The organism is Streptomyces sp. NBC_01363 (genome assembly GCF_026340595.1).
Classification (GTDB): domain Bacteria; phylum Actinomycetota; class Actinomycetes; order Streptomycetales; family Streptomycetaceae; genus Streptomyces.
The window spans coordinates 1825589-1848073 of record NZ_JAPEPF010000002.1 but is presented as its reverse complement, the minus strand read 5'-3'; the positions used below and the strand labels follow the sequence as shown (position 1 = coordinate 1848073).

At 75.7% G+C, this 22485-nt stretch carries 4 protein-coding genes; all 4 read right to left on the bottom strand.

Features of this window, described 5'->3' with window-relative positions; translation table 11 throughout:
* Positions 1–18 precede the first annotated feature (18 nt).
* The 4 genes from OG611_RS36075 to eccCa all read right to left on the bottom strand — a co-directional run bounded on the left by OG611_RS36075 (position 19) and on the right by eccCa (position 22462).
* Positions 19–9339, bottom strand: a complete 9321-nt coding sequence (locus tag OG611_RS36075; protein ID WP_266431408.1) for a lonely Cys domain-containing protein — start codon at positions 9337–9339, stop codon at positions 19–21.
* A 953-nt stretch (positions 9340–10292) separates the two neighbouring features.
* Entirely contained in the window at positions 10293–15887 is a 5595-nt protein-coding gene (locus tag OG611_RS36070; protein WP_266430045.1) for a hypothetical protein, read from the bottom strand.
* Positions 15869–18223: a hypothetical protein gene (locus tag OG611_RS36065; protein WP_266430043.1), complete on the bottom strand. Its 2355-nt coding sequence runs from the start codon at positions 18221–18223 to the stop codon at positions 15869–15871. Before OG611_RS36065 ends, OG611_RS36070 begins: the two co-directional genes overlap by 19 nt.
* Positions 18224–18310: 87 nt before the next feature.
* A complete protein-coding gene (gene eccCa, locus OG611_RS36060; protein ID WP_266430041.1) occupies positions 18311–22462 on the bottom strand; it encodes a type VII secretion protein EccCa in 4152 nt (1383 codons plus the stop codon).
* Between the last annotated feature and the right edge of the window lie 23 nt (positions 22463–22485).

Here is a 22485-nt window from a genome sequence, read left to right as displayed (position 1 = left end):
GCGCACCGGCCCCGGGGGTCACCGCCCGCGCGGTCCCGGGGTGAGCGTGTCGAGCGGGAAGCCGGAGCCTCCGGTCCGCTCGGCGCAGCGGTCGGCGCTGAGCCGCCCGGCCGGGCCCGGCATGTTCGCCCAGGCGTCGCGTGCCTGCTGGGCGTGGGCCTGCTGGTCCCCGCGCAGGGCCTCCAAGCGCTCCTCCAGCCGCGCGCGTTCGCCGTCCAGGGTCTCGTACCGCGCGACGGCGTCCCGGTGCCTGCCCCGGGCCCTGTCGCGTTCCTGCCGGTTGTCGTCCATGACGCGCTTGGCGTTCGCGATGGCGCGGTCCAGGCCGCCGACCTCAGTGGTGAGCCGGTCCACCTCGCGCCGCGCGGTCCGCTCCCCCTCCTCCCTGGCGCCGAGCGCGCGCACCGCGTCGCGCTGCCTGCCCTCGGCGCGTGGGAGGGCGTGCGCGGCCGACTCCGGGGCGGGCGTGCCGTCGGGTGCGGGGGCGACGGCCCTCGCCGCCGCGCGCACGTCCTCGTCGGCGGCCGCGAGGTCGCGCTCCGCGGCGGTCACCTCGGCCTGCCGCTCCGTGAGGTCGCGCCCGGCCTGCCCCAGTTCCTCCCGTCGCGTGTTCCGCTCGGTGACGAGGGCGGTGTGCGTGTCGTGGGCGGCCGTGTACAGCGCCTCCGCCTCCTCCATCCGGGACTGCCGCTGCCGACGGTTCCCGTCCGCCTCCGCGACCTGCTGGCGCTGGTCCGGCAGGCGTGCGTCCAGCGGCTGCTGGGCCGCCATGGCCGCGGCCTCCCGGTCCACCGCCCGGGTGTACGCGTCGACGGCCCGGCGCAGTTGCTCCCAGCCGCCACTCGTGGCCGGGGTGACGTCCGCGAGGGAACCGTCGGCTTCGATGGGCCAGAACCGCAGCCCCGTGGTGCCGCGTACGGCCAGCTCCACACGGCGGTGGGAGATCGCGGCGACGCGGGTCCCCACGTAGAGCGCGTGCGCGAGCGCGGAGGCGTCCGGGTCGGCGCCGAGGTCGAGCCAGAACTGCACGGCCTCCTGCTCGGGGTCGATCCCGGAGGCGAGCAGGGCGGGCAGCTCGGTGACCGGCTCGGTGCGCCAGGCGCCGGGCTCCGCCGGGGTCCGGGCGGGCGCGGGGGCCGTCCCCTCGTCCGGCGCGGCGCGCCGCGCCCGGTCCTCGGCGGCCCGGCGTTCGCGGACCACCGAGGGCAGGTCGTATGCCCAGGGCACGGACGGCGTGGTGACGACGCCGTAGCCGAGCAGGTCGCGCTCCCCGGCCCGCACGGTGGCGCTGCCGGTCACCCACCGGACCCCCTCGGGCCCGGTCACGGTGACGACGACGTCGGCGTGCGCCAGGTACGTGTACGTGTCGCCCGCCGAGGTCGTGCCGTTCTTGACCCGGTTCTGGCTCCCGGTGGTCACCGAGCTGTCGCTGCCCCGGGTGGCGGGCTGCGCGGAGAGCAACGGCTGACCGGTACCGGCCACATGGTCGTTGCTCGGCGTGGCGCTCAGTGCGAAGCGCTGCCCCAGCTCCAGGCCCCGGCTGTTGGTGGCGGTGCTCACGGCGACGCGCGTACGGGTCCTGGCGCCGTCCGCCGCGATGTCCGCCGCCCCCGGTGCGAAGGGGCGCGGGTCGTGCACGGTCACCTGGAGGGTGACGGGCGATTCGGTGCCGCTGATCACGGGCCAGCCGCCAGGCATCCGGGGGTGGAGACCGGCCGCCGTGGCCGGTCCGGTCAGCGCCGCCGGGCGCCCGGACTGCGCGAGTTCGGTCAGGCGCGCGTTGCCCGCGTCGGGGTGGGCGTCGGCCGTCAGGCCCCAGTGGCCCTCGATGCCCGGCGAGACCGCCCGGATCGCCTCGGCCAGCTCCGGGAAGGCGTTGAAGTGGCTCAGCGGCGTGGTGCTCGTGGGCACGAACCGGGGGTGCGCGCTCAGGGTGCGCGCCCCGGCCGGGGTGGTCTCCTCCTCGGCGGGGGTCAGCAGCGGGTCGCTCTCCGTGACCCGCGCGGGCAGCGGGGTCCACTGGCGGACGCCGTCCGCCGTGTGCCCCGTGTCGGTCCGGGCGACGCTGTCGGAGCCCGCGAAGCGCAGCGCCACGTCGGCCGGGACGACCACCTCCTGCGCGGGTGCCCCGTGGAAGAAGCCGCTCAGGAACGCCGGGAGCCAGTAGCGCTCTCCCCGGTCCGCCATCGACGCGAGCCCCCGGCCCAGGAGGCCGCCGACCAGGTCGAAGAGCGATTCGGGGATGAGGCTGGTGCGCGCCGAGACGGTGAAGCGGTAGCCGACGCGGTCGAAGTCCGCGACGTTGTCGGAGCGCTGCCAGAAGCGGTCGTCGGCGGTGCGCTCGGAGCGCCGGGTGAGGGCGCGCCCCTGGACGGCCGAGGGCAGCAGGGACCAGCGGTCCGTGTAGCGGGACGTGCCCGGACGCGGGTCGCGCAGCCCGAGGTCGAGGAGCCCCGTGACGGTACGGGAGACGGTGTCGCTCTCCATCCTGTTGTCCGGGGCGTGCGTGTTCTGCTGCTCCACGCCCGTCTTCTCCCCGGCGGGGCGGCCCTGGATCTCGCGCAGGCCCGGAGTTTGCGCCTCGGGCTCGGCGCGCAGCGTCACCTCGACGAGGTGGGCGTCGGCGCGGGCCCCGTACCGGAACCACAGGCTGACCGAACCGCGTGTCGGCAGCGTCCGCAGACGCGTCGGCGAGGTTTGGTCGGCGACGAGGGCGGCGACGCCGGGGAGGTGGGCGATGTTCCCGGGCCGGGTGACGCCGGATGCCACGCGCTCCACGAGCCGGGTGACCTCGTGCCACATGCGGTTGCGGCGCGGGCGGCGGGTGACCGGGTCGTCGAGCTGGGTGACCGAGAGGACGACGCCGAATCCCGGCTCGCGCGTGCGGACGAAGTCGTCCGGGAGCGACACCGTGTACTGCGGTGCCGTCGGCACGACGAGCCCTTCGATCCCGCTGAACCACCGCGCCTCGCGGATGAGCTGCCCCGGGTAGAGCCGGAACTGGACGGCGCGCGGCACGTCGATGGCGAGCGTGATGTCGTTCCCGCTGCCGAGTCCCACCGCGTTGCCGACGACGTTGGCCGTGCCGTGCCGGATGGTGAGCAGCAGGGTGAGGTCGGCCGTGATGGGGTGCTGGGCCGCGCCCTCGGTGCCGCCGCGCACGGTTGCGCTGCTGGAGGACGTGTCCTCGACGTGCTCGCCGCGGTGCGTACGGGAGCCCGTACCGCCGATGTTGCCCCGGACGATGCGGGCGACCGTATCCTCGGGCGTGGGGCGGGGCGCGCCCCGCAGGCCGCTCACCCCGAAGGCGCGGGTGGTGGAGCTGCTCGTCGTACGTCGCTCGGCGGCGATGTCCGTGGCGTTCACGTCGTTCTGGCCGTGGGTGGCGAACTCCTCGTCGAGCGTGGGGTGGTGGAGGTATCCCTCCACGTCCACGGCGAGGTGCTGGTCGGCGCCGAGTCCCGGCAGGACGATCCCCTCGACGGTGTAGACGCCGTTGAGGATCTGGTGCGCGCGGCCGAGGAGGCTGGAGACCCGCGTCTGCTGGTAGGCCGCCTCGTTCGCGAAGGTGCCCCTGTCCCGCGGGTCCTGGCCCACCAGACGCTCGCTCACCGGGCGCACGCCCGGCAGGGCGGCGGCCTGCCGGGCCCACTCGGACAGCTGGCCGAAGGTGCCGCGTTCCGGCCGGCCGGGGTAGTCGCCGGAGGCGAAGAGGCGCAGAGCGGCCTGGATCGCCTCCGTGGCCCGGAAGAGGTCCACGTTGGATTCGTCGAGGAGCTTGGTGACGCCGGGCAGCGGGTTCCCCTCCTCGTCCACGAGCCCGAGAAGCGTGCGGTCGTTGTCCGCTCCGGTCCCGGTGCGCGGTGCGCGGATCGTGTAGCCCGGGGCCTCGGCGACCTCGGCGGGCGCCGCGTCCGCCGGGCGGGGCAGGGTGCGGTGGTGCGCGACGGCGAGCCGGACGACGACGGGCGCCGTGGCAGGCTGCGCCTCCCCCTGCGGAGGCACGATCCCGCCCTCGGGATCGGCGTCCTCCGTACGGGGCTCGGCGTCGGTACGGGGCTCCGCGTCCGTACGCGGTGCGGTCTCCGTACGCGGTGCGGTCTCCGTTTCCGGGGCGAGGTCCCTGAGCGGGACGGTCTCGGTGCCGGGCGGGACGTCCCTGAGGCCCGGGACCTCGGTGTCGGTGTCCGTACCGGCGGTGGTCACCGGCCGGGGGGCGGCGTCCGTCGCGGGGCGCGGTGGCGCCGGGGGCTCGGCGAAGCGGGCCACCGGCACCTGCGAGGTGCCCTGGTAGAGGTCGAGCGCGAGCCGGGCGGGTACGGCGAAGATCTCCGTCCCCCCGCTCTTGCTCGTGTTGGCCTGCTCGCTCGCGACGGCGGAGCCCGCGGTGGCGGAGCGCGCCCACGTACGGGCGTAGGTGCCGTCGACGAGGTAGTCCACCGACCAGTTTCCGGCGGGCTGGCGCGGGCCTCCGCCGATGCTGAGGTCGAGACCGAGCGCGGTGGACCGTTCGCGGGTGCCGCGCGCCTCGTGGGAGCCGGTGGCGACGGTCTCGACGTCCGGCAGCCGCAGCTCGTGCGTCGCGGCGGGCGGTCCGGTCTCCCCGGTGCGCGGGGTGCGGTCCCGGGTGATGGTCATGCGCAGTTCGACACGCGTGCTGCCGCCCGTCAGGCCGGGCAGGTCCAACCAGACGGGCCTGCCGCCCTCGACGCCGTCCGGGAGCGCGGTCGCCCGGCCGATGCCGGAGCGCAGCTGCTCGAACCGTTGGAGGTTCACCAACTGGGCGCGGGCGCGCCGCCGCTGGATACGGCCCTCCCAGGGCTGGTGCTCCAGCGGCGGCAGGTAGTGGAGGGCGCGCAGCCGCGCCTCGGCCCGGTCGAAGACCTCGTCGGCCCCTTCGAGCGAGAGGGGGACGGCGGTGTACCCGATGGCGGAGAGGCTGTCGAGGTGGGGCGGCAGCCCGCGCCGCTCCTCCTCCGTGGGCGCCGCCCCCGCGACGGTGTCGTGGGGCAGCAGCCGCAGTTGGACGCTCTCCTCGCCGCGCGCGATCCGGACCGGGCCCTGCGTCCCGCCGCCCGCCCGGACGAACGTCACCTCGTACGTGAGGTCCGCGGGCGTCAGCAGCTGACCGCTGGAGGTGGTGAGGCCGTGCATCATGCCCGACTTGGCACCGGTGTTGAGCGCGTCGCCCGACTGCCAGGAGGGCGCGCTCCTGAACTGGAACCTTCCACCCCAGTGGTCGGCGGCACCGGGGTGGCCCTGCTCCGTCCGGGAGGTGAACATCGGGGCGAAGGCGACGCCGATGCCCGCACCGCTGACGACACGGGCCGAGCGGTCGGTGCCGGAGCTGTGCGTGAAGCGGACCTCCAGCGCCTTGTCCCCGTCGGCCGTCCGGTGGTACGGCGTGCCGGGCGTGACGACGGCGCGGACGAGGACGAAGCCGATGACGGTGCCGTCGGCGTCAGTGAGGAGCGGGGACCTGACCCCCCGGTCGCGCTGGAGGTGCAGTGAGCCGCGTGTCAGCTGCTCGTCCAGGAAGTCCTCCAGAGCCGCCCGGGACTCCGCACCGAGGTCGCGCTGCGCGGGAAGGTCCTCATGGTCGAGCACCTGTCGTGTCAGGAGGCCCGCGTCGAGGATGTCCTCGACCCCCCACAGGGGGAAGGTGTCGAGCCCGGCGGCGCGCGGCAGTTCGGCGGCGTCCCCTTCCGCGCCGACCCGGTTCCCGGGGAACCAGACGTGCAGCGGGCCGTGGACCTGTTCGGTGTCCCAGCCGTCGGCGGCGGCCGGTTCGGCGTCCACGCGGACCTGCCAGGCCCCGTCGAACCGTACCGAACGGGCGTCGTCGCCCGCGCGCTGGAGGATCTTGACCGAAAGGCTCTCGCTGACGCCGATGTTGAGCGAGCGCTGCCGGAGCGTCAGGCCGGGCGCCACCGTGACGGAGACCCAGCGCAGCGGTCCCGAGGCGACCTCGGGGAGCGCGAGGTAGGGCAGGGACACGGTGCGCGCGGTACCGGAGTTCTGCGCCGACGTGAGGGCCTGGACGCCCTCGCTCTGCCGCTCAAGGCGCCGCGTACGGGGCAGGGACCGGCTGACACCGGTACGCGCGTCGGGGCCGGGCCCGGTCAGACGCAGGCGCACGTCCACCGTGCGTTCCACGTCACCGACGGGCACCGTGACGCGGTGGCCCCGGGGGCCGCGGACCGCCGGGAGGTTCCCGGCAGTCTCGGTGGAGTCGAGCACGCGGTCGAGATGGGCGCGCACCGCCTCCTGGTGCGGGCTTCCCGCCTCGACACCGAGCGCGGCCATGACCTGCTCGCGCAGGCCGTGCAGGACCTCGTCGGAGGGCACCTCGTAGGCCACGAAACCGACCGAGCCGTCGTGCCGCGCACCGTAGGTCTGGATGTACGGCGAGAAGGCGGGCACCGTCTCCGTTGCGACGGGCGGCGCGACCGTCGTGGTCTCGTCCTCGACCACCGTCTCCGTCGTGGTGCCGGTCTCCACGGGCGGGACCGCTTCGGTACGGGGCTCGGGCAGCGTCGTGCGGGCGGGCGGCGGGGTGGGGACGGTCTCGGCCGGGCGCGGGTCCTCGCGAACCGGGCGGGTCTCGACGCCGAAGAAGACCTCGGGCGCCGTACGGCCGGGCGGGGGCGCCGCCGCCGTACGCACGGGGGGCGTGGCTGCGACCGCGCGCGCGGGCTCCCTTGCGGCGGCGTCGGCGGGCTCCGTCGCGAGCCAGGGCGAGGTGTGCGGAGGGGGGTTCTCCTGGTGGAGCAGTACCGCCCCGCGGCCCTCGCGCGAACCGGCGGTCCATGTCCTGCCGTCCGGCAGCAGCACGGTGAGGCGCAGGTTCAGTACGGGGGCGGCGACCGCGAGGGTCAGCCACTCGGACGCGCCGGGTCCCTGGCCGGTCCGCACGCCCTGGACGAGGGCGTCCGGCTCACCGGCCGGGAGGAGCGGGGTGCCGGGCCGGGGGCCCTCCGCGGGCAGCCCGAGCGTGCGTTCCGCCGGGGGCACGGCGAACTCGGTGGCGAGCGCGCTCGCGAACCCTTCGCGCAACTCACCGGGTGTGGCGGGTCGTTCGCCCCGCGAGAGCCGGCCGGTCTCGACGGGGGCGACGGCGGTCAGCACGTGCGCGAGCGTGTCGCCGCCCGGCAGGATGTGCACCGGCGTCAGCCCGTGCTCCTCCAGGTAGGCGTCCGGGGAAACGGGGACATCCGCCACGGAAGCGGGCACCTCCTCCACCGGAGCCGGAGCGCGGTGCTCGTCCAGGGGGGCGGGGGCGGGGGTCTCCGTCTCCTGCTCCTGCTCCTGTCCGGGCAGTGTGCCCCGCCGCTCGTGGTCGTCGAACGCCCGCGCCATCTCCTCGTACCTGCTGACGAGCTCGGCGACGCGGGAGCGGCCGGGCGCCGCCTCCCGTCCCGGGGCCGGGGCCGTGGGGGTGGGCGTCGGCGGAGCGAGCAGGACGCGGGAGGAGGGGCCTGGGGCCGCGCGGCCCGGGGCCGGGGGCGCCTGGCGCACCGCGTCGCTTTCGCGGGGTGCGGGGAGCCGCAGCGTGCCGTTGCCCGCCGCGCTGAGCATTCCGTGCAGCGTCCCGGCGGTCAGCAGGCCCGCCGCGCGGCCCGACTGCTGGGCGTGGGCCTGCGTAAGGTCCTCCAGGACCCGCCACGTGAGCGGCTCGGCCCCCTCCGCGCCGCCCTGCCACAGGCGTTGCTGCTCCAGCGCGCCGAAGTCCGAGACGAGGGCGAGAAATTCTCCCTGGCGATCGGGGCGCGTGTCGATGTCGAAGCCGAAGGTCAGGCGCAGAGCGCGCACCCAGCGCAGGACCCGGGTCGTGCGCCGCGCCACGTCCCCGGGCAGCCCGGCGTGGTCGGCGAGCGCGATGAGGCGGTCCACGAGGGGTTCCGGCAGGAACTGGTGCCAGTCGTACCGGGGCCGGTCGGGGTCGTCGGTCTTGATGAGCCCCGGGGGGTGCTGCTCGTCGCCCTCGTCGAGCGCGACCAGCGCGTCGGAGGCCACTACGTGGCGCCGGGTCTGGTTGGAGACCTCCTGCGCCGCCGCCGGGCGGACGAGCGGGTCCGAGCCGGGCCGCACCATGGCGATCTCGCACCACAGGAGCCACAGCGGCACGTCCGGGCGCAGCCGCTGCACGCTGGGGCGGCGGCGGAGCTCGCGGCCCAGTTCCGTGGGCGCGACCTGGTGGTTGCGCCCGGTGCTGTGCATCGGCAGGACGACCCGGCCGCCCTCGCCGTGGCCGAGGGCGACGTACGCGTCCGCGAGTCCGCGCGGCAGCAGCATCAACGGGCCCCGCCGGGCGGTGGAGAGGCCGGGAATCGCCTCGCTCTCGTTGTAGTAGTGCATCATCTCGGAGACCATCCGCAGCGCCTCCTCCCGGCGGGCGATGTCGGCCTCGTCGAGATAGGCGCGACCGGTGAGCTCCTGGCCGTCCGAGGTCACGATGGGGTACGAGCGCACGTCCGATTCGGGGTACGTGGAGCCGTCGCTCGCCGTCACCCGTCCCTCGGGCCCGGCCGGTACGAGGCCCGGGTCGCTCGGGAACCACGAGCCGACCGGTACGGGCTGCTCGTCCGGCTCGGGCGGCGGGAAGGCGAAGGCGCGGGCCCCGTCGGGCACCGGCTGGAGCCGGAAGGGGCGGGTGACGCCCCAGGCGCGGGTGGCCGTGCCGTCCGCGATCAGCCGGGACAGACTCTCCGACGTGCCGCCCTGACGGGGCCCGACACCCACGGCGACGGGTGCCTCGGGGGAACGGTCGGGGTCCTCGGCGACGAGCGCGGCGAACTCCTCCTCGTCGAGCGGGACCGTCCCGCCCCCGTTGACGGCCACCAGGACGCGGCCCGTCTCCTCCTCGCGCTCGGCGACGACGACGTGCGGGTGCTCCCCGGACCAAGGCGCTGGGGCGGAACGCAGGTTGCCGTCCGCGCCGGGGCTCAGGACCTGGCCGACGTCGAGCGTCAGCCCGGCGTGGCCGGTGAGGTTGCGGCCGAGGAAGTTGCCGGAGGCGTCGGTGAGGACCGAGGCGGGGCGCAGCGCGCCCATCCGCCGCACGCGGTAGGCGACGAGCCCGGGGAGCCCGCCCGCCCAACCGGCCCGGGCGGCGCTGGAGATCGTCTGGAACAGCTCCATGTGCCGCTGCGGGGTGATGTTCTCGGCCGGGTCCGTCCGCAGGACGTGACGGGTCACGGTGTCCAGGTCGAACGGGACGCCGCTGAAGCGCGGGGTGGCCCCGTACGCCCCGACGAGCGTGTGCAGGGCGCCGTACAGCCCGGAAAACTGCCCGGTCTGCTCGATGCCGGGACCGAAGGCACGTCGCAGCACACCCATGAGCCGGGGGTCGAAGGCGGGGCGCGTCGCGGTGCCCTCCCCGGCGGGCGGGGCTAGCCGCTGCCCGGGGGTGCCGGGCGCGGTCCGCCGCCCGGGGGTGTTCTGCCCGGCGCCTCCCGGCGCCCCGTCCCGGCGTACGTCCGCCGCGCCGTCCTCGCGCGACGCGGCGGCGGGCTGCCCGGCGAGGGGCGTGGAGGAGGTGTCCGCGGTGCCTTCCACGCGGCCCCAGAAGGCCCGGAAGTTGTTGAGCACGACGGGGTTGTCGAGCCCGTCGCGCGCGGCCGGGCGCCCCGGCCCGTAGACCCGCTGGAGCAGCGGCAGCAGCGCCGGGTCGTGCTGTTCCACCCAGTCCGCGCCGTTGTTGCGCCGGGAGCCGGACAGCTCGTCCACCCCGGCGTTCGCGGCGTGGTAGGCCGTCGTGAGCTGCGCGAAGTACTCGTGCGCGTCGGAGGAGGAGTAGTTGGGGAAGCGGCCGTCGGGCCAGTGCACGGTCTCGCCGGCCGCCTCGGCGGCCCGCTTCGCCTCGTAGACGTCCTTGATCCACTGTTGGTCCGCCGGGTCGAGCACGGACTCGACGGCGTGCGCCCACTCGTGGCGGGCGCTGGAGTAGCCGTCCGCGTAGGTGCCCGCGCCGTGGACGGCGGCGGGCTCGCCGAGCAGGTTCTCCTCGGGCACGCCCGCGTAGCCCCTGGCGAAGCCGCCGCGCGCGGTGCCGAGAGAACGGCCGGGGGCGCCCTGAAGGCCGTGGAAGGCCTCAAGGCCGGTGAACGGGACGTCACGGGGCACCACGAGGAGCTGCCGGCCCCCGGTGAGGAGCGCCTCGGCGACGTCGGGGTCGGCGGTCATCTCCCCGACGAGGCGCTCGGCCTCGGCCCGCGAGTCGGCGGGCTCGTGGACGCCCTCGGGCACGACGACGAGCCACTCGGCCGCCAGCTCCCGGAACTCCTCGCCGGTCAGCGCCTCGCGCATCTCCCGTACGAGACCGGGGTCGGCGACGAGCGCGGCGCGCTCGCCCGGCGAGAGCGCGGCGACCCGCGCGGAGCGTTCCGCGGCGGGGAGGCGGGGCAGCTCCGCCGCGAGCGTGGCGAGCTCGGGCGGCAGCCCGGCGCCCGGCGCGGGCACGGCGGGCCGGGGCCGGGCGGGCGCGTGGCGCGGCGCGGTGACCGGGGCGGTACCGGCGGGCGGGCGGCGGCCGGGGCGGGCCGGTCGAGGACCGGGGCGGGCGGCGCGGGGCGGACGGCGGGGCCGACGGGGGGCAGGCCACGCCGGACGCGCGCCTCGTTGTACGCGGTCAGGGAGACCTCGGCGAGCGCGTCGTACTGGGTGAGGACATCGACGTCCCGCGAATCGACCGGCGCGTAGGACCGCACCTCGACGCGGACCACTGACGGCACGATGCGCGGCCGTCCGTCCTCGTCCGGGTTGCTGTCCAGCGCGTCGAAGTTGGAACGGACGACGAGTGCCTCGTACTGGTCCACGACGCGGTCGGGGTGCTCAAGGAGCAGGTTGTCGAGGTACTCCCCGACCGTGGCGCTCTGTCCCCTGCCGACGTCCCGCAGCCGCTGCTCCAGCGGGTTGCCGTCGAAGGGGACGGCCGCGACGAAGTCCTGCGCGAGGACGTCCGCCTGGTCCTCCAGGAAGGCGCGGGGCACGGGGCCGAGCCCGGCGCGGACGGCGGCGAGGGAGTCGCGCGAGGTGGCGGCCGTCCAGTCCTTCGGGTAGTCCGCGCCAGGGGTGCGGCCCCGCAGTGCCGCTACGACCTGGGCGAAGCCGAGGGTGAGCACGCCGACGAGGTCCGGCGCGTCGAAGGCGGTGACCTGCGCGCGCTGTGCGGGGTGCGCGTCGATCCAGCGCGCGAATCGCTCGCCGCCCCTCTCCCCGTACGCGATCGCCCGGTCGCTGTCCGCGTGCGCGGCGCCGAGCGCCTGACCGGCGGCGGGGCGCATCCGGCCCCGAACATGGCGGAGGAGGGGCACGAAGCCGGAGAGCGGGACGGCCACCGTGTGGTGCACGAGGATCTGCGCGGACGGGTTCTCCTGGAGCCACAGCTCCGCCGCGTCGTCGTCGACGACGTACCCGTGGGACGCGGGGAAGACGCCCGGGAGGCGTGTGCTGCCGACGGCGTGCGTGATGCGGTGGAGCGAGTCGAGAAAGGCGTTGGCCACCGCCTCGGGCTCGGCCCGCCCGTCGGGCGCGCCGTGGACCAGGGAGCGGGTGGGGGGTACGGCCAGATCCACCGCCTGGAGCGGTTCGGAGCGGCGGGAGCTGCCGGACTGCCGCACCCAGTCGGTGATGATCTCGGGTGGCGTCTGCCCGGCGGCCACCGCCGGTCGCGCGTTGATCACCGGGCCGAACGGGCCGGCGTCGCCCAAGGACGCCTGCCCGGGAGCGAGCGGCGCGAACCGCACCTCCTCCGAAGCCGGCGGCACGGAACGCGTCCCACGGGACGACTGTGCGGGGGTGTCGGGGGCGGGGGTGGTCGTGGTGGGGGTCTGCTCCACCGGGGCAGGGATCTGCCCGGAATCGCCGGGAATCGGCTTCAGGGCGCCCGGAACGGGCCTTCCCGTCCCGGGCGTCGGCTCCACCACATCGCCCACCGGCTTGCCCACCTCAGACGTCGGCTCCACACCACCCGGAACCGGCCTGCCCGTCACGGGGGTCGGCTCCACCGTGTCCGGGGTGGTCCTGCCCTCCTGGGGGGCCGGTTTCGGGGACACGTGTCCCCCGGTGCCCGGTTCGTCGCGTACGGGGCCGCTGTTCATGACATAGTCCGACGGCGCGGCCCGCTTGGCCACCTGGATCTCCTCAAGACGCTCCTGGAACTTCCCGTGGAACGCGCCACGGTCGCCACCCGGACTCCAGGAGGCCTCCGCCCGCTTGCCCCAGTCGGCGGCCTCCTCCAGGGACATCCCGGAATCCCGGCCGATGTCCCGCACGCCCTGCCCCCACTGCTCCGGGGTCCGTTGTGCCACGCGCTGGTCGATCTCACGGTCCAGGAGACGGCTCGCCACCCCGTCCTCGACGCGGCTCCATCCGTTCTCGTCCCCGTGCATACGCGCCTCGCGGTACGCCTGGCCCCACTGGGCCGCCTCGCGCGGGCTCAGGCCCTGACCCCGGACGTACCGCTCCATCGCCTCGCCCCACTCGTCCGGCGTCACCCGCGCGACCCGCTCGCGCTGGAGGTCCCCGGACCCGGCGTACGGCCTGCCGTCGCCGGTCAGCTCGTGGACCCCGTGCCGGTCCCAGTGCGGCACGCCCTGGCCACGGCCGAGGAGCCCCTGATCCTGCAACAGCCCCTCGTAGATCTGGTGCCCGGCCGGGGCAGGGGCAGGGGAGTCCTCCGCCACGGCCGGTTCCGGCTTCGTGTCCTCGGTCCGGCCGCCGGGCACGTCACGGTCCGGGGCGGGAGACGTGGTCGTGACGGGCGCGTCGGTGCTCTCGTGCTCACCGCGCGGTACGCCGCCCGGTTCCTCCGTACGCGCGGGCGCGGACTCCGTACCGGCGTCCTTCTCCCCCGTGACCTCGGGGTTCTGCGCGTTCTCGCCCTTACCCTCGCCCTGCTGCTTCGCCGCCTGGATCTCCTCAAGCCGCTTCTCGAACTTCCCGTGGAACGCGCCACGGTCGCCGCCCGGGGCCCACGCGTCCTCCGCGCGCTGGCCCCAGTCGGCCGCCTCGTCCGGGGACATGCCGCGATCCAGGGCGTGGTCCCGTACGCCCTTCCCCATCTGCTCCGGGGTGCGCTGCGCCGTGCCCTGCTCGATCTCACGGTCCAGGAGCCGACTCGCCACGCCGTCCTCGACGCGGCTCCACGACGTCTCGTCCGTGTGCATACGCGCCTCGCGGTACGAGTCGCCCCAGAAGGCCGCCTCACGCGGACTGAGGCCCTGTGCCCGCGCGTACCGCTCCATGGCCTTGCCCCACTGCTGGGGCGTCACCTCGTCGACCCGGTCCCGCTGGTGCTGCGCCGTCCCGGCCAGGGAATCGGCCCCGCCGGTCCGCCCGTGCACCTCGTGCCGGTCCCAGCGCGGCACGCCCTGGCCACGGCCGAGGAGCCCCTGATCCTGCAACAGCCCTTCGTAGACCTCGTGTCCGGCCGGAGCCTGCGACGTCTCCGGCTCCTTCACCGGCTGGGGAACGGGGGCCAGGGCGTCCTTCTCCACCACCGGAGCGGGCGCCGGGGCGTCCTTCTCCGCCACCGGAGCGGGCGCGTCCTCGCCCGCCGCCGGAGCCGGCCTCGTGTTCTCGGTCCGGTCGCCGGGCGCGTCGCGCTCGGGGGCCGGAGGCGTGGTCGTGGCGGGCGTGCCGGTGGTCTCGCGCGTGCCGTCCGGTGCCGGTGCGTTCTCGCCCTGCTGCTTCGCCGCCTGGATCTCCTCAAGACGCTCCTGGAACTTCCCGTGGAACGCGCCACGGTCGCCACCCGGACTCCAGGCGGCCTCCGCCCGCTTGCCCCAGTCGGCGGCCTCCTCCGGGGACATCCCGGAATCCCGGCCGATGTCCCGCACGCCCTGCCCCCACTGCTCCGGGGTCCGTTGTGCCACGCGCTGGTCGATCTCACGGTCCAGGAGACGGCTCGCCACCCCGTCCTCGACGCGGCTCCATCCGTTCTCGTCCCCGTGCATACGCGCCTCGCGGTACGCCTGGCCCCACTGGGCCGCCTCGCGCGGGCTCAGGCCCTGACCCCGGACGTACCGCTCCATCGCCTCGCCCCACTCGTCCGGCGTCACCCGCGCGACGCGGTCGCACTGCGGGCTCGTGGTCTCGGAGCGGAGGTTCCCCTCGGGGGAGAACTCGTGGACCCCGTGGCGGTTCCAGCGGGGCACGCCCTGACCCTCGCCGAGAAGGCCCTGCCCCTGCAACAGCCCCTCGTAGACCTGGTGTCCGGACGGGGCCTGCGGCGTCTCCGTCCCCTTCCCGGGCTGGGGAGCGGGCGCCGGGGCGTCCTCCGCCACGGCCGGTGCGGGCCTGCCGCCCTCGGTACGGTCACCACCCGCCTCGCGCTCCGGGACGGGAGGCGCGGCGGCGGTGTCGCCGTCCTTCCTCACCGGGACCGGGGCGGTGTCGTCGCCGTCCTTCGTTCCCGGGACCGGGGCCGCGTCGTCGCCCGTACGGGCGGGCGGTGCCGTGTCCGCCGGGCCGGTCTCCCGGGCCGGGGCGGGGCCGCCGTCCGCGTCAACGCCCTTGTGCTCGTTGATCGCGTCCCACAGGTCGCCGCGCCCCTTGTCGTTGATGGCGCTCCACAGGTCCGGACGGCGCGACGGCTCGGGGTACGCGGTCGCGACCTGTACGTTCTTCGGCTGCTCGGGGACGAGACCGTCGTCCCCGCCCAGGAAGCGCCAGGAGCCGTCCCCCAGCTCGTCCTGGTCCGAGTCGCGCCCCGCGCGCCTGTCGCGGAAGTCGTCCTCGCCACCCCCACTCCCCGCGCGCCTGTCCCGCGAGCCGTCCTCGCCACCCCCACGCCCCGTACGCGTGTCCCGCGAACCGTCACCGCCGCCCCGGGTGCCGCCGGGGCGGTCCCCCGGGGTCGTCGCCACGCCGTCCGACACCTCGCCGCCGGTTTTCGGGCCGCTCGTGACGTCCGGGCCCGCCGAGGCGGAGGTGTCGAGGTCATGCGGCACGTACGCCGAGTGGTCCAGTTCGTCGAGGCGCGCGTCGAGGTCGTGCTCGACGCGGGCCAGGGCGTCCTTGTCGCCCGAGGACTCCGCCTCCTCGAAGCGGTCGAACCAGTTCTTTCGTTCGCCGGGCGTCATGCGGACGCGGTCGCCGCTGCCGACCCCGGTCTTGGCCCGGTCCTTGTTCCAGGCGTCGATCCACTGGTCGCGGCGCGCGTCCGTGACGGCCTCGTTCCAGTCCGAGCCCGCCTTCGCGCGCGCCCCCGGGTCGCCGGAGGCCGCGGCCTTCGCCCACTGGTCGGAGAGCTGCTTCGCGTCCTCGCCCGGTACGCCCTGGTCCCGCGCGTACTTCTCCATGGCGTCCGCGCGCCTGTCGATCCACTCGGGGCTGTCCGGGACCGGTCCGCGCGCCGCCTCGTCCAGTTCGTCGAGGCGCTTGCCGTAGTCGTGCTCCGCCTGGGTCACGGCGTCCTTGTCGCCGGAGTCCTCCGCACCGGCGAAGCGCTTCTGCCAGTCCTTCAGCTCCTCGTGCGACATCTTCCCGCGGCCTCCGCCGGCGCCCTTCCCGCGCCCGGCCCGGTCCCCGATCCGCTCCTTGAACTGCTGGTCGCGGCGGGCGTCCCCCACGGCCTCGTTGTACTTGTCGACCGCCTTCTGGCGAGCCCCCGGGTCGCCCGACAGGCTGTCCTTCGCGTACTGGTCGGAGAGCTGCTTCGCCTCGGGCGCGGGTACGCCGTGGTCGCGGGCGTACTTCTCCATCGCGTCCGCGGTCTTCGCGATGCCCTCGGGGCTGTCCGGGGACGGCTTGCTCTTGACGCCCTCCAGTTCGTCCATGCGCGCGTCGTACGCGTCCTCGACGCGGCGCTGTGCCTGCTCGTCGCCCGAGGCGTCCGCGTCCGCAAAACGCTTCTGCCAGTCCTTCAGCTCCTCGCGCGGCATCGGGGTGCGGCCACCGCCGCCCTTCCCGGCCGTCTTGGAACCGTCGACGCCGTCCGCGCCGGAGCCGTCCTGGCGCCGCCCGCCGCCCGCCGGGGGCGGGGCCGAGTGCGTCTCGTGCCCGCCGCCGGGGCGGGGGGTGGTGGACCCGGGCTCCTCACCCGGCGGGGTCGTCCGCGGGTGCTCGTCCGTCCCAAGGCGCTGCCCGGGGGCGGGCGCCTCCGCCGGATCGTGCGATCCGGGCCGCTGTCCGGGTACGGGCGTCTCCGCGTGATCGCCCTGCCCGGGACGGGCACCGGGGCGCGCCCCGTCCCGCGTGCCGGGTCCGTCCGTGGCGCGCCCGCCGCCGCCCGGCGGTACCGCGCCCTGCTGCTCGCCGCCGCGCGGGTGCCGCCGGGCGCGGCGGGCTGCCGCGCCGGGGCGCCCGTGGTGGCGTGGTCGCCACCGGGACGCCCGGCGGGGGGCGACGCGACGTGATCCGTGCCGGACCCGGGCCGTACGCCACCGGTCACGCCCTCGGCCGGATTCCCGCTCGCGGGCGGCTTCTGCACGCCCTCGCCGCCGACCGCCTCGGAGCGCCCGCCCGTAGGCGGCCGTCCCGTCCCCTGGTTCCCGTCGCCGCCACGGCTCCCCGTGTCGGTGACACGCGAACCGGGCCCCTCGGACCGTTCCCCCACGGGGGCCGGCACGGAACCGCCCGTCTCCGTACGCCTTCCGCCGTCACCGTGCGGAACGGGACCGCCCGCGTCCGTCCCCTCGGACCGCCCGGGCCCCGGCCGCGCGGGCGTGCCGGAGTGCGGTGTCTGGTCGGGAGCCTCGCCACGGGGAACCGGCGTGGACCGCGAACCCTGCTCCCGCACGGGCGGATTCGGCGCCGCCGACTCGCCACGCGGCCCCTGCAACTCCGCACGATCCCCGCCAGGACCCCCCGGAACCGGCCGACCCGGCATCTCCGAACCACCCACCACATGCGGCTTCCCCGACTCCGGGGCGGGCGGCGGCACCGACCGCGAACCCTGGTCCCGCACAGGCGGGTTCGGCACGGCCGACTCACCGCGCGGGCCCTCGCCCCGTACCGGCGGGTTGGGTGTCGCGGAGCCGGTGCGGGAGCCCTCCCCGCGCGGGGGTGCGTCCGAACCGGCGCGATCGCCGCCGCCCTGCGCGCCCGGGACGGGCTTGCCGGGGGTCTCGCCCGCCGTGACGGTGTGGGGCTTTCCCGACTGCGGGGCCGGGGTGGGCGGCGGGGCCGTACGAGAACCGTCGCCACCGACGGGTCGGTCGGACGGCGTGGGGTGCGAGCCGCCCTGCGGGTTCGGCCTGCCGCTGAGCGGGACCGGGGCCCCGGTGGGGGTGTGGGTGCCGGGGCCCTCGCCGCGCGCGGGCGGCGGCGGCATACCGACGTCGCCCGGACGGCCGCCCGCCGGGCCACTGCTCGTGGGGTGGTTCTCCTTGGCGGAGACACCGCCCGTGACGGGGGGCGCGCCCTCGCCCTTCCCCGGGCCGCCGGGGACGGGCACGGTGTGGTCGCCGCCGTGGCGGGTCTGGGCGGGCGGCGGCGTGAAGGTGTTCTTGCCGCCGCTCCCGCCGATGGGCGCGAACCCGTCCGAGCCGCCCGGCTTCGTCACCGGCGGCGAGTGCGGCGGCGGGCTGCCCGCCTTCGGTACCCCGTCGGGCGTGATGCCCTTCGGGACGCCGTGGTAGCCGCCGAGCCCTCCGGCGATGCCGCCGAAACCGCCGCCGATGCCGAGGGTCAGCGCCTCGGCGCCCCAGTCGATGTCGTAGTCCGTGTGCGCGATGGCCGCGCCCGCCGCGCCGATGCCGAGGTCGAAGGCGAGGCCCGAGGCGGAGCCGATGACGGCCCCGCCGATCGAGCCGACCACCGCGCTGCCGATGGGGCCGAGCCGCCCGACCATCGAGGCGATCACCGGGATGAGCCGGGCGATGAGCTGCCCGATCATGGCGAGCAGACCTTCGAGGAGCGGCCCGAGGTAGAAGAAGACGGCGCTGAAGATCGCGCCGAGGATGTCCGCCCACATCATGGCGTTGAGCTTCTTCGCGTACTCCTCCGCCGCCTCGTGGAGCTTGTCCGCGTACCGGTTGATCGACTGGCCGATGGTCCAGGCGGTCTCGATCGCGTCGTCGAGGTTCTTGGCGGCCGCGTCGGACCAGGCGAGACGGGCCGCGTTGCCCGCCGCGCCCTTCCACTCGATGCCCTCCACGTGCCCGTTGACGGCGACCCGGCGCTCGTGGAGCTCGTCTCCGAGCTGAATCCAGGCGTTGCCCAGGGCGTAGATGTCCTCAAGCTTGATGGTGTTGAGTACGGATTCCGCGGAAGCCATGGGAGCGCCCTCCTCGGGCGTACTGCTGGGGATCGGGCGTCGGGGCGAGGACGGTCGCGGGGCCGGCGGGCCCCGCGACCGGCGCGGTCAGCTGCGGGCGGCGACGGGTTCGTGGTGCGGCGGGCCGTCCTCCCGGGGGGCGGCGGCCGGGTCCCCGGCGGCCTCCTCCGGCAGGTCGCGCTCGTCGAGGGCGATCTGGACGACGGTGGGGCCCTGGCCCCGGCGGACGAGGAGACCGCGTCCCGGCTCGCCGCGCCGGGCGCGCTGCTCACCGATGAGGACGCCCTCGCGGTGGTCGCCGGAAAGCAGCAGCCCGCTCGTGCCGTTCTCCTTGAGCTTGCTCAGCAGCGGGTCGGAGAGGAGGGCACGCCCCGCGCCGCCGACCCTGCGGGCCAGGACGAGGTGGAAGCCAAGCTCCTCGGCCTGCGGGATGAACGGGGCGAGCGGGGCCAGCGGGCTCTGCCCCATGCCGCCGGCGGCGAGGTCGTAGTCGTCGGCGACGACGTACAGTTCGGGCCCCTGCCACCAGGTGCGCCCGGCCAGTTCGGCGGCCGTGACGTCCGGCGGGGGCATCCGGTTGCGCAGGGTCTCCGCGAGGGCCTGGGCCTGCCCGGCGACGAGGTCGGCGTTGCCGCCGCGCGCGCCGATGTACTCGGGCGGGACGACGTCGAGGAGGCTGTGCCGGTAGTCGACCACCATGAAGCGGGCGTCGCGCGCGGAGTGGCGGGCGGCGAGGCCGCGCATCCAGGCGCGCAGGAAGGCGGTCTTGCCGGAGCCGGAGTCACCGAGGACCACGAAGTGCGGCTCGCCGGAGGTGAGATCGAGGCCGACGGGGGTGAGGTCGGACTCGCGCAGCCCGATGGGCACCTCGCGGCCGGTGAGGGCCGGGCCGTGGCCCTCCCAGTGCTCGGCGGGCGCGGGCACGGCGGCGGCGGCCAGTTCGCGGACGGTGACCCGCTGCGGCAGGACGCGCAGCGCCGGGGCCGAGGGCCGCTTCCAGCTCGCGGCGATCCGGGCGACGAGCGCGCGTTCCGCCTCCGCGAGTCCGTCCACGGAGTCGACGCCGTCGAGACGGGGCAGCGCGACGTGGTGGGTGAGGCCGGGCGGCAGGATGCCCCGGCCCGGGACGCTCTGGCCGAGCGCGCGGGCGGCCTGGCGGTTGATCTCGGACTCGGCGGGGTCGTTGAGGCGCAGTTCGAGGCGGCCGGGGATGCTGTCGCGCAGCCCGACACGGATCTCGGCCCAGCGGTTCGCGGTGAGCCACAGGTGGACGCCGACGCCGAGACCGCGCGCGGCGATGTCGGTGAGTGTGGCGGCGGCCTCATCCTCCGCGGCGTGCAGCGCGGCCCAGTTGTCGACCACGAGGACGACGTCGGCGGCCCGTACGCCCTCGGGCAGTTCGCCGCTCACGCGGCGGGCGCGCAGGTCGGCGGCGGACTGGATGCGCAGGTCGCGGAACATCGTCTCGCGGGCGGTGACGATCCGGCCGACCTCGGCGAGCACCCGGCGTACGCGTTCCTCGTCGCGGCGTCCGGCGATGCCCGCGACGTGCGGGGCGTCGGCGAGCCCGTGGAGAGTGCCGCCGCCCATGTCGATCGCGTAGAACTGGAGTTCGTCGGGGGTGTGGGTGAGCATCGCGCTCAGCATCGCGGTGCGCAGGAAGGTGGACTTCCCGCTCTGCGGGGCGCCGACGAGGGCGAGGTGCCCCTGGCGGCCCGTGAGGTCGATGCCGATGGGGCGCTGTTCCTGGCGTGCCGGTACGTCGATGACACCGGCCGGGAACTTGAGGCTCCCCGGGAGCGGCCACAGCGGGCCGACGAGCCCGCGCTCCGGGTCCTCCTCGGGCTCACCGAGCAGCGGCAGCAGACCGAAGTGCGCGGGGAGCGGGGGCAGCCACACCTGGTGGCCGGGGGTGTCCTTGGTGAGCACGCGCTCGACGGCGAGGGCGAGTTCGGTCGTACCGCCCGTCCCGGCCCACTCCCAGGCGGGCTTCTCCTCCTCCTCGGGCGCGAGCGGCGCGAGTTCGCCGTGCACGGCGAAGGGCACCGGGGCGAGGGCCGCGGGGGACGCGTCGGGGTCGAAGCCCCGGTAGGGCGCGGAGACGTGGGCGACGCGGAAACGCTCGTACACCGTCTCGTCCACCTTGAGGTAGGCCGAGCCGGGGATGGCGGGCAGGCTGTAGGCGTCCGGGGTGCCGAGGACGGCCCGGGACTCGGCGGCGCTGAAGGTGCGCAGTCCGATCCGGTACGAGAGGTGGGACTCAAGGCCCCGCAGGCGCCCCTCCTCCAGGCGCTGGGTGGCGAGCAGCAGGTGCATACCGAGCGAGCGGCCCACGCGCCCGATCTGGACGAACAGGTCGATGAAGTCGGGTCGCTGGGAGAGGAGTTCACCGAACTCGTCGACGACGATCAGCAGGTGCGGCAGCGGTTCGAGCGGCCTGCCCTCGGAGTCGGTGCCGCCCGCCGCCTGGCGCAGCTGGTACTCGCGCACCGAGTCGGCGTTCCCGGCCTCGCGCAGCATCCGCTGGCGGCGCTGCTGTTCGCCCTGGAGCGCCTGGCGCATCCGGTCCACGAGGGCGAGGTCGTCGGCGAGGTTGGTGATGAGACCGGAGACGTGCGGGAGTTCGGTGACCCCGGCGAAGGTCGCGCCGCCCTTGAAATCGACCAGGACGAAGGCGAGGTGTTCCGGGGAGTGCACCAGCGCGAGCCCCGTGACGAGGGTGCGCAGCAGTTCGCTCTTGCCGGAGCCGGTGGCGCCGACGACGAGGCCGTGCGGCCCGACACCGCCCTGCGCGGACTCCTTGACGTCCAGGACGAGGGGTTCGCCGGTGCCGGTGACGCCGATGGGGACGCTGAGCAGGTCCCGGTCGTCGGGGGCCCGGCGCCGGTCGGCCGGGTCGAAGGAGGCGATGTCGGGGATGCCGAGCATTCCGGAGAGGGAGACGTGCGCGGAGAGGACCTGCTCGCGCTCGCCGGAGAGCTGGAGCGGGGCGAGGGCGCGGGCGGCGGCCTCCAGGACGCCGGGGGCGATCTCGTCGGCGCTCGCCTTCTCGACGCTCGCGTGCAGGGCCGGGTCCCGGCCCTGCAGGACGAGTCCGCCCCGCGCGTTCGTACGGGCGCGGACGTCGACGCGGCCCGGCTCCGAGCCTTCCTCGTCCACGAGGCACACGAGGTGCAGGCCGATCTCGGGTCCGGCCTCGGTGAGGAGTTCGTTGAGGAGCGCGGAGCGTGCCCAGACGGCCTCGGGCTCGTAGTCGTCGATGAAGACGACGAGGTGCCGTCGCGCGGCGGCACCGCGCTGGGTGAGCAGCCGGTTGCCGCGCTCGGCGCGGGCCGTGACGGCCTGGTCGAGGACGGCGCGGAGGTGGTCGTTGAGTCCGGTGAGGTCGTCGGCGAGCATCGGCACGACCTCCTGCTCGCGCGCCCCGCCCTCCTGCTCGGCCGGTTGCGCGTGCGGCAGCCACTTCGCCCAGTCCCAGGCGGAGTGCCCGCCGGTGACGACGGCGACGCGTACGTCGTCGGGGGCGTGCAGCACGGAGAGTTGGAGCAGGAGTGCCTGGGCGAGTTCCCGGCCCCGGGCGCGGGGGCCGAGGAGGCTGACGACGCCGGAGTTGCCGAGGTCGAGCCAGGCGGCCTGGTCGTCGACGGCGACGTGCTGGCCGACGAGTTCGGCGGCGGCGTGGCGGCAGGCGGTGTCGAGCTCGACGGTCGGGTCGCTCTGCTCGGGCAGGCGCAGCGGCGCGGCGGGCGGCACGGTGCCGGTGCCGAGGCGCAGGCGGAGGAAGTCGTCGTCGCCGGGGCGGCGTTCCCACACCCGGCGGCGGCGCGTTGCCAGCGCCCACAGCCGGTCGGGGTGCGGGTGCCGCCAGGCGTCGGCGGCGCGCTGCTCGGCGCGCGAGTGCAGCGCCTGCTTGCGCATCCCCGACAGGTACTCCATGTACCGCTCGCGCTGGCGGAACTGGTTGCGGCGGCGGCTGCCGCGCAACTGCATCCGGACGCCGATGGTGATGCCGATGGAGACCACGACGAAGGCCATGCCGAGCAGGATCATCCAGGCCCGCCCGTAGGCGACCATGTAGGCCGCCATGCTGACGCTGGAGAGCAGCGGCAGCAGGAGCATGAGCCAGCCCGCCGCGCCCTGCGGCTGGGGTCGCTGGGGCGGGGCGGCGAGGGTCGTCCCGCCCTCCGGCACGGGGGGCGGCGTCATACGGACGGGGCGGTGGAAGGGGATTCGACTCACGGTGGCTGCCTAGCGGGCTGTCG

What these genes read in the sequence shown, in the direction of transcription:
- OG611_RS36075 (WP_266431408.1), bottom strand. Translation starts at nt 9,339, where the DNA reads ATGGGTGTGCTGCGACGTGCCTTCGGTCCCGGCATCGAGCAGACCGGG.
- OG611_RS36070 (WP_266430045.1), bottom strand. Translation starts at nt 15,887, where the DNA reads ATGCCGCGCGAGGAGCTGAAGGACTGGCAGAAGCGTTTTGCGGACGCG.
- OG611_RS36065 (WP_266430043.1), bottom strand. Translation starts at nt 18,223, where the DNA reads ATGGCTTCCGCGGAATCCGTACTCAACACCATCAAGCTTGAGGACATC.